The following is a 17,851-nucleotide window of genomic DNA, read 5'->3' as shown; positions in this document are numbered from 1 at the left end:
ATAAACTTAAATATTCTGTCAATCCTGTGACTAAACAAATTAGCGAAGCGTTATTTGTTCAGCCACAGGATTGTTAAGAAATCTAAAAACGAAATCTCAAGCGATGCCTACGGCGGGCTGCACCTACGCAGCCTCACCTGAAGATTGATTATAGGCACAATGCAGATCCAACTATTGCCCGTTTTGATAAACTGCTATAAAAACCAGAAATACCGGGCTAACTCGTACAGTTGAAAATGACTTTTAGACTAGCTCCTTGACATTTTACCGTTCTTCCACAGTTGATTCACTAAAGATGGCTACGTACAACCATCCTGCTAAAATAGCCCCGAAGATAGGAGCTATCCAGAACAGCCAGATTTGCGAAAAGAGTTCTACACCTGCAAATAGAGCAACTCCAGTACTACGAGCAGGATTAACCGAGGTATTGGTTACAGGAATGCTGATTAGGTGAATTAAGGTGAGTCCAAAACCAATTGCCAGTGGTGCAAATCCTTGAGGAGCGCGGCTATCAGTCACACCCAGAATAATCAGCAGAAACATGAAAGTCATCACAACTTCAGTAATCAGGCAAGCAAACAGCGTGTAACCACCTGGAGAATGAGTACCATAGCCGTTGGTAGCCAGTGGGTTGAAGCCAGTCAGCGTAAATCCAGTTTTGCCGCTAGCAATCAGGTAGATAATGCCCCCAGCAACAACTGCGCCGAGCACTTGAGAGAGGATGTAAGGTAGTAAGTCAGACCCCGGAAAGCGCTTACCTGCCCATAGTCCAAACGAAACAGCCGGGTTGAAATGACCACCAGAAATATGACCAAAAGCATAAGCCCCTGTGAGGACAGTAAGCCCAAATGCCAGGGATACACCTACTAATCCAATACCCAATGGAAAAGAAGTATTCTCGCTGATTTTTGCAGCATCTTCTGTGTAGGCGGCGGCTAAAACAGCACTACCACAGCCACCTAAAACAAGCCAGAATGTACCGATAAATTTGGCCAAACAACGTTTCGTGAGAGACATTTTTGGAAAACTCCTTGTTCAGCTAAAAACGAGTAATGGCTATGTTGAATAATGCTTGACTCATTCCTGTCAACAGGAAATCCATTGCGTTTGTTTCGTTATGAAACTAAATCGAAAAAATAGGATTTGGTTTTTTCCTCAATAATTGTGGTGATAAAAGATGAAGATGTTGGAAAAGCCCAAATTCCTAAAAAATGCTTAATTTATTAAGAATTTTGCTCTCATGATATAAAACTCATATTTGATTTTTGAAATATCCGTAGGGGAGCCAGTGCGTTTTTTTCAAAAATCAAATCGTATTGGCATATATCTGTTGAGATTTTTGATCCAGTGCGTTCTATTAAAAGTTATTACAAAATTTAAATAGGTTTTGTGCTCTATACACTTTCAGCTTAAAAAATTTGGGTTTTTCCTGTTACGGTCGTTACTTCGTAACTGTTCAGGGGATATTATCATCCCTCAAAATGTGGACTTAGAGACTATTTATAAAGTAAAAATAAAATTCTTATAAGGGAGCCAGTGCTTTGTCCGGCTTGCTCGGCTTTTACCCCTACGGAGAAGCAAGTAAGAGCATCTCCCCGCAGGAGTTGCAACTGGCGTTGTCTTAAGCGGATATTTCAATATGATTTGTCACGAAAAATATGACTCTCGGCCATCACGCACCGCTATATAACACGTTGCGTTAGGCTAAAGTCGTAACACACCCTAACTTTTGATTTACTTTATAAATCGGTCTCTTACACAGATCAACGAAAAATCAAGGGTTTAGGCAAAGCATTGCGGAGCCAATGCCAAGTTCATGTTAAGAGAATTAAAGCAACTGGCGGCATTGGCCAAACAAAAAATTGAACCAATGCCACCAGTTGCTATCTGCTGTTTGGACAGTCTTAACAGATCAGATCACGCAGTTAGTTCTGTCTAAAATTAAATTTATTCGTCAATCTGCCAGGAATCCTTAGTTAATTCTTCATCCAGAATTTTCTTAGGACGAACAATGATAATAATTTGTCCTAGTAGAGGAATTTCTGGCTCAGTTTCAAACCACTGAAAATCTAATTCACTACCATTTTCAACGACAAAATAGCTGGAGGCATCCCATTGTCGTTGGGCACGATCTACCACAACTACAACGGGCCCTATTTGGGTTTGGGTTTGGATGGGGAAGCGATCGCTATTCGCTAAAATCACTACTGGATCTTCCGCCGCCAACAGCACTTGCCAACCTGGTAAGGGCACCCAAGCTTGTTCTCCAGAAAACTTGACTAGGCGAAATGGTTCAATTTCTGTGACTATCGGCACAGCTTGCAAGTCTTGCCGTGATAATGGCAACTCGCCTACCACGGGCAAAATGCGGGGTAATTGTTCTTCAAATTCCAGGCGGTAAAAGGGTAAAATTGGCGCTGGACGCTGGGGAACGGTAGTAAAATCAGTCAGTAGCTGTTCTATTTTTTGCCTTGCTGCTGGCGTGTGAGCAAAACGCAAACCTTTGGCAATCAGGCGCGATCGCTGTTGTAAATCTGCATTTTGACGTGCCAGTTTCCAAACTTGGTGAGCAACAGCATCTCCCGGATGAGCAGAAAACCCTTCTGGCAAAGTGCGGAAATAGGAGAACTCTTTAATTGCTTTTGCTACTTCCTTCACCTCATCGGCGTCGATTTTGTGGACGAAGATCAGTTCGGCGGCGGCGGCGCGTTCTTCTTGAGTAAGCAAACGCAGTTCGTATAAAACATCACTGCCACGTGTGGCGTAGTGCGATCGCGTTTCTTCCGATACTCCAGAGTTTTCTAAAGAATTGTAAACTTGGGAACCAACAACCACCTGATTTTGTTGAATCGGCTCAAATCCAGTCGCCTCAAAAATGTCTTGGGGGTTGTAACCGGTTTTTAGCAACGAGGCGATCGCCGTTCCCCATTCCACCCAGTTGCCTTGTTTTTGCCTCAGCCTTCGCAGTAATTCTTGTGCTACATCGTTAGTAGTATTTTCTTCGGGATTCTGAGCGTTGGGTGGTAGATCAGTCATAATCGGAGTGCGAGCTTCAACTTGAGAGGTTAATTAACACCTCATGAGCAAGTCTTATTCTAATCTATGAACTACCCAGACCTACTGCCTTGAGTTCATCTGTAGAAACTTATCTCGACTTTAATTGTGTGGAATACAGATTGTCGGGTAGCACAGTTAGCTGTGCACCCCTACTGCACGTAAGAGGTTTGTTAAACTACCTCATCCATCATGAAAACCGCCATATTTAGGCTGATTTAGTTGTTTTTTCTAGTGCAATTTTTTCTAATTCAGATATTTAGGCAGATAAATATCCTCTGTAGCATTCATAATAAACGTATTTAAAAATGCAAATTAAGTCCGTAAAAACCCTTGGTAATTTTGAGCTATTCTCAACTAAACTTGGTATGGAATATAACAAGATAGTGAATATTTAAAGGAAATATCTTATGGATAAGGCCAGTCTCGAAATTGATAAAGTCCAATATCAAGTGATGACTCTCGAACGCTCAAAAAAGCTCAAAATCCTGGTAGTTGACGATGAGCCAGATAATCTCGATTTGCTTTATCGCACTTTTCGCCGCGACTTTAATGTTCTGAAAGCTGATAGTGGGGTGAACGCCCTAGAAGTTTTGGCAGCAGAAGGGGAGGTAGCGGTGATTATCTCCGATCAACGAATGCCACAAATGAAAGGAACTGAGTTTCTCAGCAAGACTGTACCTCAGTTTCCCGATACGGTAAGGATAATTCTCACCGGATTTACTGATATTGAAGACTTGGTAGAGGCGATTAATGCCGGACAAGTCTACAAATATATCACCAAGCCTTGGGACCCAGGGGAACTGAAGGCAGTGGTGCAAAGAGCAGCAGAAACTTACGACTTGCTCAAGCAACGTACAGAAGAATTACGCCGTGCTCATGCTCAAATGGCGCTGCTGAGTGTTTTGGTACAGATAACTCAAGCAGCTTCTAGCTTAGAGGAAACTCTCGCTCCAATTGCTAGGGCTGTGAGTCAGACTTTTGGAGCAGAAGGCTGTATATTACAACTTACAGATGGAAATACTCTGGTTGCGACTCAAGGAACTTACAGCGATACAGGTACAATAGAGAATTGGCTATCTATTGACTCACTAACAAGGGAAGCGATCGCCACCGGGCAAATGCAAGTTTCCTTAAATGTACTTAAAGACGCTAAATTAGTTGATGCTATTCACTACTACAACACGGGTGTGCAAGCACATTTAGTTATCCCAATTAGCTACCGTAATGAACTTTTGGGTGTATTGTCATTACAGTGGAAACAACCCTGCACTTTGCGGGAAGATGAATTAATGCTAATTAATTTATCAGCCGAACTGCTGGCGATCGCTCTTACTAGTAGTGGTTACCATAAAACAAAAATTTAGTCAATAGTCAAGAGTCCAAGTTCAACTCTTGACCCTTGAATTTTGAACGCCAGTTCAACGCCACTCCCCTCAACGGAGGGAACCCCGCACATGACTGGCTCCCCTTGACCCTTGATTCTTGACCAATGACTAACGAAATTCAGTCCATTTTTAACCGTATTGCTCCAGTTTATGACCAGTTGAACGACTGGTTGAGTCTGGGACAGCATCGAATATGGAAGGAAATGGCAGTGAAATGGAGTGCAGCTAAATCGGGTGATACTGCATTAGATTTGTGTTGCGGTAGTGGTGATTTAGCCTTACGTTTGGCACGGCGTGTAGGAGCAACAGGACAGGTGTACGGAGTAGATTTTTCCCCAAACCTGCTAGAAACTGCTTCATTACGTTCCCAAAGGCAGTACCCTCAACCTGCTATCACCTGGGTAGAAGCCGATGTACTAAATTTACCCTTTGATGACAACCAATTTGATGCCGCAACAATGGGCTATGGTTTAAGAAATGTTAAAGATATTCCCCGCAGTCTCCAAGAGTTATACCGTGTTTTGAAGCCGGGTGCTAAAGCCGCAATTTTAGACTTTCATCGACCAAGTAATCTTCAGCTACGTACCTTTCAGCAGTGGTATTTGGACGGTTTCGTGGTCCCAGTTGCCAATTATTTAGGTTTAAAAGAAGAATATGCTTACATCAGTCCCAGCTTAGACCGTTTTCCCATGGGAAAAGAGCAAATAGACTTAGCGCGTCAAGTTGGTTTTGCTGTTGCCACACACTACCCCATCGTGAACGGTATGATGGGAGTGCTGGTAGTCAGCAAATTTTAGATTTTAGATTTGGGATTTTGGATTGGGGACTGCGGAATAGGTAATGGCTAATGGAAAATCGTTAGTAGTTAGTGGAAAAATAACTCATAACTAATAACCGCCAATTACCAATCCCCAATCCCTAATTTATAATCTAGAATCCAAAATCCAAAATCCAAAATTCAAAATCCTGTGGACTGGTCTCATCTTTGGCTTTATGTGTCTCCCCCGGTACTGGGTGGAATCATTGGTTATTTCACAAATGATATAGCCATCAAAATGTTGTTCCGTCCTTTCCGAGCAATTTATATTGCTGGACGAAGAGTACCCTTCACCCCTGGATTGATTCCCCGCAACCAGGAACGTCTGGCTCTGAACATTTCCAAGACAATCATGGGGTCACTGTTGACACCACAAGAATTGCAAAATCTAGCGCGGCGTTTGTTGCAAACAGAACGTGTGCAAGCAGGAATTCTCTGGTTGTTGCAGCTGGCGATCGAACAAATCAAAACAGATAAAAACCAGAAAAGTGCTAAAATTGTGGCGGGAATTTTGCGGGATTTACTAGGGGAATCCTTGCCACGGTTACTCAAGGTTTTGGCGCGACGTGAAGACTTTTTGGAAGCGCAAATAAATCAAATTTTTGACCAGATATTACTGGAATTTCAATTGAGTGAAGAACAAGCCACGCGGCTTGCTGATTGGTTATTACAAGCAGTTCTACCGCCAGATGTGCTGCGGCAGACGATAGTTGATTTTTTGACAGATCGCACAATTCAAATTATTGATGAAGGCTTCCGCGAAAAAACCAGTGGTACTTATTGGGTAGTAGCAAATTTGTTTGGCTTACGTAATACTCTTACACGGTTACGGACTTTTTGCTTGGATGAAAAGGAGGCTACTAATACTCGCTTGCAGGAATTGACTCAAGATTTACAAATGCGCGATCGCATTAGAAAATTACTGCAAAATTTATCATTACAAAACTTGCCAATGGGTACGGTGCGTCAACTTAGAAAGACCACCCGCGAAAGTGTCCGCCATTATCTGCAAAACAGTGGCAGCGATTTTTTACAAGGATTAACTGATTCTGTTGATTGGGAAAATATTGCTGGAGTCCTGCTGAATCGTCTTAGTACTTCACCTGTTGTCAGTACTTCTTTAGAAGTCATGAGTCAAGAGTTGGCTCTACTTTTAGATAAGTATTTGGAAAAAGATTTAGAAGTAATTGTGGCGCAGGCGATTCCGATTTTGTCGATAGATCAAGTGATAGTTGACCGTGTAAAATCAACTTCACCGGCTGATTTAGAAGCTGCAATTGAGGGAATTGTAAAAAATGAATTGCAAGCGATTGTGACTTTAGGTGGTGTTTTGGGTTTTGTCATAGGGTTATTGCAGACAGTGTTTTTAATCTTAAGTCAATATTAATTTTTTGTTTTTGTCTGTAAAATTTTTATCAAATTATAGTTGCAAGTTACCCCTATTCTGAAATGAGTGAAATTGAGCGATCGCCTTTTAATAAGAGGTGTGAGTAAGAGGCGATCGCTCTCGTTTTTATTCAGAGACACCCGGATTCATCCGTGAGGTAATAATAACGAATTACGTAGCTTGCTTCTCGCCCAAGGCGAGTATTACTAATTACCTTGACTCACCTTCTATCTCTGTTTGCAACAACTGTACATCTTCAACTGATAACCCAGTTAATTTTGTCACTTCCTCTAAAGGCATTTGGCTTTTGAGCAGATTCGCAGCCACCAGGCGAATACCTTCTGCCTTACCTCCTGCTCTACCTTTTGCTTTAGCTTCAGCCTCAATTTATTGATAAATTACAGATTCGCGCATAATGTCTCTCCGTAATACTCTTTGAATAAAGCCTTTCTCTAATACTAGACCAGCTAAAATTGCTGTGGCAGCTGCCACATTCCTCTGCAACCGTTGGTCAGTAATCCCGATAATTTCCTGTGCTACTAGCTGTAATGTACTTCCACGGTCGTTCGTTTCACCCAAAACTGCAAATGGGATATAAACCTGGATAGCGTAAAAATACCTCTGGCGGCTGTTCCCACAGGCGAACCACCTCGAATTCATGGTGAGTACCACCAATAGAAAAAGTATTTTGTTGCACGAGTTCTGAGCTTGTTTCTTTGAGATAGATCACTACTTGGCGCATCTGCTTTTGGGGAAAGCGGCGATACACTCGCAACCGATAGTCAATCATGCGAAATGGCATATTAACATCGGGTTAATGCAATCAATATCAAAAACTGGGTGGAGCAATCATTTTCTAATGTTGAACGATATTTACCAACACCTAAACCTCCTAATCAAATTAACGTCTATCCGCTGAAAGATTTCAGTAAGGCTCCAAGTAAAAATTGGAGAGTAGTACCAGTAGAAATTGAAGACGATATTCAATGGTTTGATTTAGCAGGATTTCCGCTTGCAATTTGCCAAAAGCCTGAAAAGTGGCAGTCTGATTTTTTAAATACCTATGACTTCATACTAGATGCGGAAAATCGATTTGTTTCATCCAAGATTTATGTTTGAATCTTCAAGGGATGCTTTATCACTAAAGGCTCAAGATATGCTTGTAGAGCGTCCTTAACCTTAGAAGGCTGACGAACTGGAGCGATCGCAGAATAATCCGGTTTTACTGTCCAGTCGTAATGGCGAAGCAGTGTGGAAAGCACAATTTTCATTTCCATCTGGGCAAATTCCATGCCTAAACAACTGTGCGAACCATAACCAAAACCCACTAGTGCCAAGGGATGTTTCTTATCTTCTTCACGAGGTGGTGCAAAGCGATCGGGGTCAAAGCGATCAGGATCGGTGTATAGTTCTGGTAGACGGTGAGTCAACATTGGCGAAATAGTCACAAACCAACCCGCTGGGATGCGATAGCCTGCATACTCAATATCCTTGAGGACGCCACGATTATAGGCATAGACTGGGGGATAGAGCCTCTCTGCTTCTTTTAGTACGTTGGTTAACTGTGGAAGTTGTTTGAGATGGGACAAGTTCAGGGGATTATTTCCCACAACTGCTAACTGTTCTTGGCGCAGTCGCTCTCGCCACTCTGGGTGATTACCTAATTCAAATATTACCCAAGTCAGCAAGGAGGCTGTTGTCTCATGTCCAGCAAACAACAGTAGTAATGCTTCGTTGATTACCTGTGTTTCGCTTAACTTATTGCCGTCTTCATCAACAGCTGCAAGCAGCAATCCCAAAACATCTTTTGATTCCTCTAAGTTACCCTGCTCGGTACGCTGTGCAATCGCTTGACGTAAGTAAGCCACTAACTCACGTCTGGCATTTTGACCGCGACCATATAAAGTAAAAGGGACACTCCATTTGAATATTGCCATACTGCTATCTATCAGTTGTGTAAACCACTGACTGGTTTGTTCAACTTCGCTCTTGTTCTGACTTCCCAAGAAGAGGCGAGTTGCAACTATCAGGGTAAGCTGGCGGAAACTAGAATTTAAGGGAATTGTTCCCTGTCCCCAATCTTTGAGGAAGTCTTGCACAATATTTTGGATGGTGTCGAAGTATGTAGCGATCGCTTTTCCGTGAAATGCTGGATACATTAAGCGACGAGTTAGGCGATGTTCTTCCCCATCTTGTAATAAAATATTGTTGCCAAATGTTGATTCTAAAAAATACCACCCTATGCGCGACGACATATGTTCCGCTTGTTCCACCAGCACCAGCCGATTAGCATCGGGGCCAATTAAATAAGCACGTTTACGTCCCATAACGCTCGTCTTAAAAACTGAACCATACTGCTGGAATCGTCGCCACAAATACAGCTCTGAATCGCGGAATATTTCCAAAGTCTCCCCCAAGATGGGCAAGCCATAGCTACCAGGCATTTCCTCGGCGGATTTTAGCTGCCTCATATTTGAGTATCTCCAGCAGTAATTAGCTACAGTATCTACTTAATTGTAAAGCGTAGTTAGGCTTTGCAAATCCAAATTACCAATTACGGTATAGTTTTTCTGCGTAGAACATAATCTCTTCATTTGGCAGTCTAATTTTTGGTTTTTGTCGAGGATACAAACTTTCAACTGCACTTATATCCTGTTCAATAACAGTGGATGCCGCTTGTAAAACTGAGTTTTTAAACAGAAATTTCATCAAAGGATTGACGATTTTGGCATACATCAAAATAAACGTCTTGGTGATTTTTTCTGTTTCAGGATAGAGAATATGAATTTGAGCAATATCACCAATAGGCGTTTTCGCAAAAAAAGCTGTAGTTGAAGGAAAGGCGTATTCAAGTGTGTTAGCAAGCGTTTTAGGAAAGATTCCCAAAATAGGATTTTTGATAATTTCTCCTAGCGTGTTGTTGGCTCTCGTCAAATCTTGTTTGACTGTGGCATAGTATCCTTTTTCTTTAAAAAAACTGACATGACAAGATGTAATTTAAAATAGTTCTTTATGAATACCATTTTGGTGGTTATAGTCATAGTTAACCATCAGGTTACTTAAAAAGTCACCGTGAATACTTTTGTCGCCAGTTACTCCGATGAACTCGTATTCATCGACAATTTTCTGATGCAAATCTGGGATGGGCAATCTTGGCTCAAATCCAGCATATGTCCAGATACAATCATTGCTAATAATTAGCTCTAATGGTTTAGTAATTGCCTGAGTGTCCTTTTTTTTTCCTTGCTGTAGTCTGCCTTGTCCATCAAATTCTAGTGCATGAAAAGGGCAAGTAATAGTATCTCTCTCTTGACAAACCCAGCCGTCTGATAAGGGTGCTTGCATATGCGGACAGATATTATCAAGGGCAAACACTTCGCCTTTTTGGTTTTGCCAAATCACATAATCCTGTCCGTTTAAAGTGATTTTATTAGGTTGATTCACTCCTAATATAGATTTGTGCGCGATTAACCAAGGCGCACCACGTAAAATTGGTTCCATTTTTCCTCCAATATCTCGAGAAGTTGTTTATTTAAATAACTAATTTTTTAGTTAGTTAATCTTAATTTAATAAATTTCATCTTTTATGTCAACTACTAACCAATTTTTTAGTTAATATATTTTCGTTATGATCATGGAGCAACGTGAGTCGTTCAACGCAGTCAAAATTCTCATCTAAAAAGCCGCGTCAGGTGCGCGATGCAGAAGCGACGAAAAAGCAGATTCTCGATGCGGCGGAAGCGGAGTTTGCCAGAAATGGACTCAGTGGGGCGCGGACAGAAGCGATCGCCAGAGGTGCAGGTGTAACCACAGCGATGATTTACTACTATTTCCAGAGCAAGGAAGGACTATATCAAGCTGTTCTGCAACGTCCGGCGGTGGAGATGCACGAAGGGTTTGGGCAGCTAAATCTGGATCAATTCCCACCAGAGTCAGCCTTGAAGTTGCTTGTCAAGGAAGCGATCGCTTATGAAGCTGCTCACCCGCACAGAGGGATGCTTTGGTTCCAAGAAGCAAACCAAAATCAAGGAAAGTATTTCAAACAGGGGAATTGGCAAGAAAATTTCGCGTATCTTATCAAGATTTTAGAGCGGGGGATAGCAGAAGGTTGTTTCCGTCAACTCGATCCATTTCTCACCACCCTGCATATTATTGGGGTTTGTAATTTATACTTCAACGCTTACGAAAACATCAAGCATACTAGACCCGATTTGCAACTGCTGAGTCCAGAAATGATTGAGCAGCATACTCAAGCAGCAGTTAATTTTATTTTGGCTGGTGTGCGACAGACTGGGAATTAGGGATTGAATATTGGGAAAACTCTTTCCCAGTAACTAGTCCCCAGTCTTCAATATTATCCCTTAGCCAATTTATTAGTACTAATACGTCACGCCGGAAATAGGGTGACAAAAGTATAGCAATTACTCGATCTATTGATAAACCTAAGCGCTTAGGTTATATCTGATAAAATAAATATCAAATGCCAACAATTTTAAGAAAAGGCGGTTTCAAGGTTCGTATCTACCTTAACGATCATATTCCTGCTCATGTCCATGTTTTTAAGGGGGGCGGAGAGGCAAAAATCAATATAGGAGATGAAAACCTACCTCCAGAGTGGGTTTGGGTATCCCCAGGAATGAGTGATAAAGATGCAGTGAAAGCCTTACAGTTAGTTGCGAATCACCAATTGGAACTACTAAAAAAGTGGCGAGAATATCATGGTTAAGAAGATTGCGGCTACAGAAGAATTAAAAGAAAAGTTAGCCAATGCCAGAGCAAACTCAGATACTACCGCCACATCTGAACCACGGGCTACTCGTGCTTTTTATGACGCTTATTTAGGAATGATTATAATTTTCTTGTCCAACAAATGTATGTTTGGGTTCCCTTCAGAGCTAGGAGAAGGACTGGCGGGTGCTTCGATCAAAGACTTAGCAGAAGTAGAGGTAACACCTTCTGGTGAAGGATTACACTGGAAAACCCTAGATGTAGATTTGAGTATTCCTGCTTTGATGAACGGAATATTTGGAACCAAAAAATGGATGGCTGAACTTGCCAGAAAGGGTGGAAGTTCCACTTCTTTTGCAAAATCTGAGGCATCTCGACTAAACGGTACAAAGGGCGATCGCCCCCGAAAAGAAATTGTACTGCCTATTGATGAAGATGAAGCTTGACTTACTAAAACTAAATCTGGCGATCGCTTACAAATGGTCAAATTAAATTATTCCAGCGATTATCAAGCGATCGCATCTAAAGCTGGGGTGTAAAGTCAGCCAGGATTAGAGAAGCCTTGAGATTATCGGTAGTCGAAGCAGTGGACGCAATCGAGTGCGAGAAAGGTATTTGTAACAATACCGCTTCCAAAGGCTTACTTTGTGTTATATGACTGAAATCACAGATAAATAGTTATTTATATTACATACTTTATCGTAATAACTTGGTAAAAATGTTTAAGCATAAATACTAATTAATAAATGATTTACAGGTACTTTTTACACTATTTAGTGCTTATATAAATGTTTTTTTTGAGGATAAAATCAAGAAATTCATTATTATTTATAGTATTCGGCTCGTTTTCCATATCATTATTACTTGCATTAATTCATACTGCATTCACAATAAATATTCTTATTACTATATTCGGACTAACTTTATTTTTATCAGGTATGTTTTTACATTTAAAAAATCAAACTATAGTAAAAATACAATGTAGATTAGCACCGATAAAGCAGATAATACCAACAACAAATAAGCAAAGAACAGTTAATACAAATGGTGGGGCTTATAATGAAAAAATTGGAAGAGATTATATTGGACGAGATTATGTAAAGAAATATATTAATATTAAAAATGAAGAAGTAGAAATTAGTGCAGATATTTCTGAAACGCTTGGTGATTTTAAAGATATCTTGAATGAGATAATAGTTAAAAGCTCAGATCCCGGAGAAGTAATATCTCAGTTTGCTAAAGAGTTAGCTGAAGAATTACGCAAACAGCCAGAAGTCAAAGCTAGTTTTGATGACAAAGAAGATACTAGCGAACAAGAATTAGCAAATAAGATTATTATAGATTTATTGACTAAAAGTTATGACCAACTTAGCCAAATCAATCAAATTACTCAAATAACTCGAACTGGCCAAATTAATCAAAGCAGCCAAATTGAAACATTAAATAATTCTAGTGCTTTGGAATACACATACTATATTCCTAACAATAACAATGACAGAGATGTCATACCATATAATGGATATACAATTTACTTAGCTCAAGACGATGCAAATATGTGGAATTTAGACATTCAAAGAGAGGATGGTTCTCTTTTAGATTTAAGTAAGCAACGACGCTTATCAAGTAAAGATAACGCTATTGGAACAGCGAAGAGAAAAATTGATAAAGACAGGATGGCTAATTGGAAAAATAATAGAAATAACCCTGAGTAAATTAAGTCCATTATCCAATAATTAACTACGTTAATGCGTAGTGAAACTTTTGTGACTAGCATTTTTGGCTACAAGATTCATTTAGGCATCAAACTCATAATAAATAATGAACTTTGTATCGCATTGCAGAAAAATTACCGTGATTTTAACTAGAATATACGGAATGAAACGTTTTTGGAGATAAATCAATGGTAGGCGATCGCACTATCAATACTGGCGGCGGCAACTACAACGAACGTATCGACGGCAGCTATATCCAAGGCAATTTCTACGCTGCCGGACAACCGCAAAGCGTCGCTAATGCTGCCGCTGAAATACAACAACTGCTCGAACAGTTAGACAAGTCGTATCTAAGCAATACCACCACAGGCAAGATGGCGATCGCAACAGAAGCATTAGCACGAATTGAAGGTGATAAGTCTTTGTCAAAACGTGTCTTAAGTGCCCTCAAAGCAGGTGGTGTCTCTGCTTTTGAGCAATTCCTCAATCATCCCGCCGCCAGCTTTATAATTGGTGCGTTAGAAGATTGGCAAAAGACTAAGGTAGCTTAGAGAGTCTGTCCACTAATATATGTGGACAAAAACTAAAGTATGTGAATCAGGATAAAATGCCTATTTTGGGCTAAATCTTTAGGTTTGCTTTTTAGCGATCGCAATTGGGGAAAATTAAACTACGATCTCGCAAGACTTTTGCTCAGTTGTGGTTTTTTTTCCACTGTTTGCCGTACCAAGATTGTTAAACCGCCGTCTCACCATTACCTCCTGCTGCTTGCATCTGCTTGAGAATTGCTGCTTGGATTTTGGCATCAAAATCAGGATCATCTACAGTTGTTATAATATTGCGTGGGCGATCGCCAAGTCTATCCAGATATGCTCGAAGAGCTATTTTGTCCTCACGATGTAGGAGAAAATATTGCCTCAATTCCTCATCAGACATGGCTGCATAGTTGACTTGACTCATTAGAACACCTCTCCATCCGGCGTAATTTGGAACTCAAGATTCTCAGTGCTTCCAGCCAAAACATAAAGATTGCTAGTTCGATCATCTATGCATACAAGATGTATGGGTTGAAGCGTAATATACGTTAGCCAGTAGCTAAGACGATATAGACCTCTCAATTGGGCATCAGTCGGCATTCAGGGCGCTCACTCAACACCTCTTCATTTTATTCCATAACTGCTTTAAGCTTTTTCTCGCAAATTAGGTGGCTGCTTGCATCATCCCGCTACAAGCTCTCTTATTTCGATTCTGTCAGAGCATCAAGTTTAGCCAGTATTCTTAAGCCTTCTTCTGCGTTGCCAGTTGCAGCCATTGCTTTAAATCTGGTATTGGCATCAAATTCTGCTAGAGCTATGGTGGAAAGTTCTTCAATCAGCTTATTGACACTTATGCCTTTGGCTTGAGCAAGTTCTTTTAATCTGTTGTGTTTTTCGTCTGGTAAACGAATAGTTAAAGTAGCCATTTTTGTTTAACTCCTAATAATTTATTCAGGTTTTAAAATTGATAAGTTAGGAAATAACAATTCAGGATTTCGGAAATCTTTAATTACGAATTCCGCACAGCACTACTAGCCTTCAACTTAGGATAAGCAATCCGTTTGTGATGAAATTGCTGCCAAACATCCACAAATATCTGAGCAATTTGTGACATTTCTTCCCGTTTTAGTCCTGAATCTACGAGTTGATTGTCTTGCCATTTGGCACACAGAATATTATTGAGCATTGCTAAAGCTTGTTCGGTGGAGACATCTTTGAGCGATCGCTTCTCTGGCAGAGATTTAGCCGATGCTTGCAGCGATCGCAGCGCTGCTTCGCAAGAATCTGCTAACATCACAATTCCGGTTTCCCGCGATTGCGGAATTGGGCCATCGTAGCGAAAATCTGCGTCGTCTACTGTTAAACTTGGATCTTCCTGAGCCATTTGCTGGGCTTGGTGATAGAAATAGGCAATCAGCATCGTTCCCTGATGCTCTGGAATAAAAGCTTGAATCGCTGTAGGCAAAAGGTGTTTACGCGCCATCATCAACCCTTCAGTTACGTGCTTTTTGATAATTTCTGCACTCTTCCAAGGGTCTTTAATCTCGGTATCGTGTTTATTCGGCCCCCCCATTTGATTTTCAATAAAGCCAAGGGGGTCGTGCATTTTGCCAATATCGTGGTATAATGTACCAGCCCTGACTAGTTCAACGTTGCATCTTAGTTCTTTGGCAGCAGCTTCGGCAAGGGTAGCCACAAATAGCGTATGTTGAAAAGTTCCGGGAGTATCAGTAGCGAGTCGTTTTAATAAAGGGCGGTTAGGATTTGCCAACTCTGCTAAACGGATGGGAGTGACTAAATCAAAAACTTTTTCTAGATAAGGACTCAACCCTAAAGCTACGATACTCCAGCCTAAACCGGATAAAGCAAATAATCCGGCTTCTCGGAGGACGATATACCAGGTTGAACCAAATGCTTGACCAATTAAGATTTTAACAACCAGATAAATGCCACCCTGAGTTAAAGCGATCGCAACACCTAATAATGCTAATTCTTCACGCGATCGCAATCGTTGTGCAATGTAACTACCTAATATTCCTCCCCCAACACCAGCTAAAAGCGCAGCCTTGCTCATATCCAAGCTAATGCCTAATATCGGCAACAGCAGTCCGACAATTGTCAAGCTCAAAGTGGGGCCGTAGAAGCTTCCCAACAATAAACCAAGGGCACTCCAGGTTGTATAAGGCAATCCGATCGTGATCACACCTGGTACACTCAGAGTCAGCAATAACACCAACAGGCGATCGCGTTGTCGCAATTCGTAATGAATATGCCGTTCTACCCAGACAAAAATACTAATGGCGATCGCAATCACGCCTGCTAACTTCACCAATTCCCGCCATATTACCTCCCGGCGAACCAGGTGATAATGCTCCAACACCTCAAAGTTCCATGCAGTAATCTGCTCTCCTTTTTTGACAATCACCTCACCATGCCGGATCTTCACCATCACGGGTGGCACCCCAGCAGCAGCCTTTTGAGCGTTTTGTCTCGTTTGTTCTTCATCTTCTTGCAAATTCGGCTTGAGTACAGCTAACAACAGCTTCTTTGCTAAAGTTTCAGCGGATTCTGGTACAGAGGTCTGCAATTGTAAACTCACCGCATCCTCTAAGATATTTTTTGGCAGTCCTTGTGGGATGCCTTGGGTGAGAATCCGCTTTGCACTCTGATGGATTCCCATTTGTGTTTTTTCCCACTCTACATCTGACAAATCCAAAAGCAGGGACTCCTCGTATACTACTTCTGGGGTAACAGTCTCTAATTTTAAAAGTTTGGCAGTGGCTTGGATGTATCTTTGGCGTGCTTGGGAAATTTGGGCAATCAGTAAAGACAAGTTTTTCTCAGAAGTTGTGACACGGTAAGATTCTAGTTCTGCTACTGCTTGAGTAAAGTCAGTGTTTTGAGAAAAATCAACTGGCTCTGTCTTTTCTGGATTCTGAGAATCAGATTTGGGTATTGTGCGCGGCTGACGTTCCTGATTAGGTGCAGCTATAGATGATGAACGGGAGGCGGCGGTTCGTCCTGTTCCTTTCTTCTGCTGATTTTTACTATTTTCTACAGCTATTAGCAGTGCTTGCCATTCCGGGTTAGGACAAGAGCGAAGATAACGCTGGGTAGAGATGGACAAAACTACAGGATCAAAAAAAGGAAAAGCTCCAGCAATGGTGCGAATTTCATAGCCATCATCTAGAAGTTGTTGCAAATTTTCGTTGATTTGTTGATTCATTCGTGCATCAACCATCAACATTTGTAAGGAACTTTTACTAACGGCTTTGCGCTCGGCTTCTGTTTTTTTCTGATCTTCAATGCTAGCTGTGTAAGGTGCTCTAATCGTTTGGGGCGCGGGATTTCCTACTTGGAGTTGAGTCTGGTTGTATAATTTATGGCCAATAACGCCTGTGAGGGACAGTACAGCGATCGCTAAAATCACCAAGAAACGCTGTTCATGCACCCAATTTAAACAGACTGTATAAATGCTACTCTTAGTTTTGACCGATTTTGCCTTTAACTTGAGCGCTGTTTCTTGTTTTTGGCGATGCCTACGGCGGGCTACACCTACGCTTTTGTCATTGGTTTTTGATAAAAATAAGATTACATTCTTAAGAATAGTCTTTAGAAGTTCCCTTCTATGGCTTTTGCTTTTGGGACTTCTCATTAACTTTCCTTTACGGCGTAGTCCTTTGTACTGTCGCCGCCAGTGAGTCAATTGCTGGGTTAAGAACTGCAAAAATTGCTGGATTTTCATTATCTCTGCCTGCAATTGCTGACTTTGATAGCTCAAAATAAGACAATCATCAGGGAAGTTTTATCTGCGGCTGCTGCAACTACGGTAGCGGGGGCTTTTTTGTTGCCGATTTACCACAATAGCTACCTACAGAATCAGTCCGAAGGTTTGCTGAAAAATTCTAGTATATAAGACTAGTACCGCAAGGCGGAAGTCAAAAGTCAAAAGTCAAAAGTCAAAAGTATTATGGAATGGGCTTTTTAGGGATTTTAAATGGTTGCTCTATTTACGCCGTGGCGTACTAGTACATTGTGGCGTCAGTTTGCCTAAGTAAGTGGGCGTGAATAATTAGAGGTTTGTAATAAGCAGCTCCAGACCTATTTTAAAGGCTGAAGGCCTTACTACAAGCTAATTTAATTAATTTTACATTGCGTAACATAGTTTTATTTATTCTTGCCCACTTACTTACCTTTAACAAGAACCTTAAGACCCAAGTTTTGTTTGA

20 protein-coding genes are annotated in these 17,851 nt (G+C 41.1%); 9 read left to right on the top strand and 11 right to left on the bottom strand.

What is annotated here, in order from left to right:
- Positions 1-264: 264 nt before the first annotated feature.
- Together aqpZ and V7K49_RS05445 are read right to left on the bottom strand one after the other, a co-directional pair.
- Positions 265-1,017: an aquaporin Z gene (gene aqpZ / locus V7K49_RS05450; RefSeq protein ID WP_335204796.1), complete on the bottom strand. Its 753-nt coding sequence runs from the start codon at positions 1,015-1,017 to the stop codon at positions 265-267.
- Positions 1,018-1,947: 930 nt separating this feature from the next.
- Positions 1,948-3,036, bottom strand: a complete 1,089-nt coding sequence (locus V7K49_RS05445) for a RuBisCO accumulation factor 1 (RefSeq protein WP_334871618.1) — start codon at positions 3,034-3,036, stop codon at positions 1,948-1,950.
- A gap of 428 nt (positions 3,037-3,464) precedes the next feature.
- Here V7K49_RS05445 and V7K49_RS05440 point away from each other — a divergent pair, with 428 nt between their 5' ends.
- The 3 genes from V7K49_RS05440 (at position 3,465) to V7K49_RS05430 (ending at position 6,646) form a co-directional block, all read left to right on the top strand.
- Positions 3,465-4,421: a response regulator gene (locus V7K49_RS05440; RefSeq protein ID WP_335204795.1), complete on the top strand. Its 957-nt coding sequence runs from the start codon at positions 3,465-3,467 to the stop codon at positions 4,419-4,421.
- Positions 4,422-4,546: 125 nt separating this feature from the next.
- Positions 4,547-5,239, top strand: coding sequence for a bifunctional demethylmenaquinone methyltransferase/2-methoxy-6-polyprenyl-1,4-benzoquinol methylase UbiE (gene ubiE / locus V7K49_RS05435; RefSeq protein WP_334871620.1), 693 nt, complete (start codon positions 4,547-4,549; stop codon positions 5,237-5,239).
- 171 nt (positions 5,240-5,410) lie between these two features.
- Positions 5,411-6,646 (top strand): DUF445 domain-containing protein, encoded by a 1,236-nt coding sequence (locus V7K49_RS05430; protein WP_335204794.1) that lies wholly within the window; start codon positions 5,411-5,413, stop codon positions 6,644-6,646.
- Between the two features lie 387 nt (positions 6,647-7,033).
- Here the strand turns inward: V7K49_RS05430 and V7K49_RS05425 are convergent, their stop codons facing one another.
- Both V7K49_RS05425 and V7K49_RS05420 read right to left on the bottom strand, forming a co-directional pair.
- Positions 7,034-7,225 carry a hypothetical protein gene (locus V7K49_RS05425; RefSeq protein WP_335204793.1) on the bottom strand — a complete coding sequence of 64 codons (192 nt, stop codon included), beginning with the start codon at positions 7,223-7,225 and terminating at the stop codon, positions 7,034-7,036.
- Positions 7,218-7,448 (bottom strand): hypothetical protein, encoded by a 231-nt coding sequence (locus V7K49_RS05420; protein WP_335204792.1) that lies wholly within the window; start codon positions 7,446-7,448, stop codon positions 7,218-7,220. Before V7K49_RS05420 ends, V7K49_RS05425 begins: the two co-directional genes overlap by 8 nt.
- 38 nt (positions 7,449-7,486) lie before the next feature.
- On the opposite strand from V7K49_RS05420, the gene V7K49_RS05415 reads away from it, so the two are divergent.
- A complete protein-coding gene (locus tag V7K49_RS05415; protein ID WP_335204791.1) occupies positions 7,487-7,765 on the top strand; it encodes a hypothetical protein in 279 nt (92 codons plus the stop codon).
- Here V7K49_RS05415 and V7K49_RS05410 read toward each other — a convergent pair.
- The 3 genes from V7K49_RS05410 to V7K49_RS05400 all read right to left on the bottom strand — a co-directional run bounded on the left by V7K49_RS05410 (position 7,756) and on the right by V7K49_RS05400 (position 10,147).
- Positions 7,756-9,117, bottom strand: coding sequence for a cytochrome P450 (locus tag V7K49_RS05410; protein ID WP_335204790.1), 1,362 nt, complete (start codon positions 9,115-9,117; stop codon positions 7,756-7,758). The genes V7K49_RS05415 and V7K49_RS05410 overlap by 10 nt on opposite strands.
- Positions 9,118-9,193: 76 nt before the next feature.
- Positions 9,194-9,580, bottom strand: a complete 387-nt coding sequence (locus V7K49_RS05405) for a hypothetical protein (protein ID WP_335204789.1) — start codon at positions 9,578-9,580, stop codon at positions 9,194-9,196.
- A gap of 63 nt (positions 9,581-9,643) precedes the next feature.
- Positions 9,644-10,147: a Rieske 2Fe-2S domain-containing protein gene (locus V7K49_RS05400; protein ID WP_335204788.1), complete on the bottom strand. Its 504-nt coding sequence runs from the start codon at positions 10,145-10,147 to the stop codon at positions 9,644-9,646.
- 143 nt (positions 10,148-10,290) lie between these two features.
- Here V7K49_RS05400 and V7K49_RS05395 point away from each other — a divergent pair, with 143 nt between their 5' ends.
- The 5 genes from V7K49_RS05395 to V7K49_RS05375 all read left to right on the top strand — a co-directional run bounded on the left by V7K49_RS05395 (position 10,291) and on the right by V7K49_RS05375 (position 13,637).
- Positions 10,291-10,947 carry a TetR/AcrR family transcriptional regulator gene (locus V7K49_RS05395; RefSeq protein ID WP_335204787.1) on the top strand — a complete coding sequence of 219 codons (657 nt, stop codon included), beginning with the start codon at positions 10,291-10,293 and terminating at the stop codon, positions 10,945-10,947.
- A 179-nt stretch (positions 10,948-11,126) separates the two neighbouring features.
- Entirely contained in the window at positions 11,127-11,372 is a 246-nt protein-coding gene (locus V7K49_RS05390) for a DUF4160 domain-containing protein (RefSeq protein ID WP_334871627.1), read from the top strand.
- Complete coding sequence (locus V7K49_RS05385; RefSeq protein ID WP_335204786.1) at positions 11,365-11,820, top strand: DUF2442 domain-containing protein; 456 nt, start codon at positions 11,365-11,367, stop codon at positions 11,818-11,820. Before V7K49_RS05390 ends, V7K49_RS05385 begins: the two co-directional genes overlap by 8 nt.
- A 492-nt stretch (positions 11,821-12,312) precedes the next feature.
- Positions 12,313-13,086, top strand: a complete 774-nt coding sequence (locus V7K49_RS05380; protein WP_335204785.1) for a hypothetical protein — start codon at positions 12,313-12,315, stop codon at positions 13,084-13,086.
- 188 nt (positions 13,087-13,274) lie between these two features.
- Positions 13,275-13,637, top strand: coding sequence for a hypothetical protein (locus V7K49_RS05375; protein ID WP_335204784.1), 363 nt, complete (start codon positions 13,275-13,277; stop codon positions 13,635-13,637).
- A 184-nt stretch (positions 13,638-13,821) separates the two neighbouring features.
- Here the strand turns inward: V7K49_RS05375 and V7K49_RS05370 are convergent, their stop codons facing one another.
- From V7K49_RS05370 to V7K49_RS05360, 4 genes are all read right to left on the bottom strand, one after another.
- Positions 13,822-14,046, bottom strand: a complete 225-nt coding sequence (locus V7K49_RS05370) for a DUF6887 family protein (RefSeq protein ID WP_335204783.1) — start codon at positions 14,044-14,046, stop codon at positions 13,822-13,824.
- Positions 14,046-14,222 carry a DUF6888 family protein gene (locus tag V7K49_RS34535; RefSeq protein ID WP_442946547.1) on the bottom strand — a complete coding sequence of 59 codons (177 nt, stop codon included), beginning with the start codon at positions 14,220-14,222 and terminating at the stop codon, positions 14,046-14,048. The genes V7K49_RS05370 and V7K49_RS34535 overlap by 1 nt, the downstream gene beginning before the upstream one ends.
- A gap of 101 nt (positions 14,223-14,323) precedes the next feature.
- Positions 14,324-14,548 (bottom strand): toxin-antitoxin system HicB family antitoxin, encoded by a 225-nt coding sequence (locus V7K49_RS05365; RefSeq protein WP_335204782.1) that lies wholly within the window; start codon positions 14,546-14,548, stop codon positions 14,324-14,326.
- An 83-nt stretch (positions 14,549-14,631) separates the two neighbouring features.
- On the bottom strand, positions 14,632-17,367 hold the full coding sequence (locus V7K49_RS05360) for an HD family phosphohydrolase (protein WP_335204781.1): 2,736 nt from the start codon (positions 17,365-17,367) through the stop codon (positions 14,632-14,634).
- Between the last annotated feature and the right edge of the window lie 484 nt (positions 17,368-17,851).

This window comes from Nostoc sp. (assembly GCF_036919675.1).
Classification (GTDB): Bacteria; Cyanobacteriota; Cyanobacteriia; order Cyanobacteriales; family Nostocaceae; genus Nostoc.
This window is presented reverse-complemented; position numbering and strand designations above follow the sequence as displayed.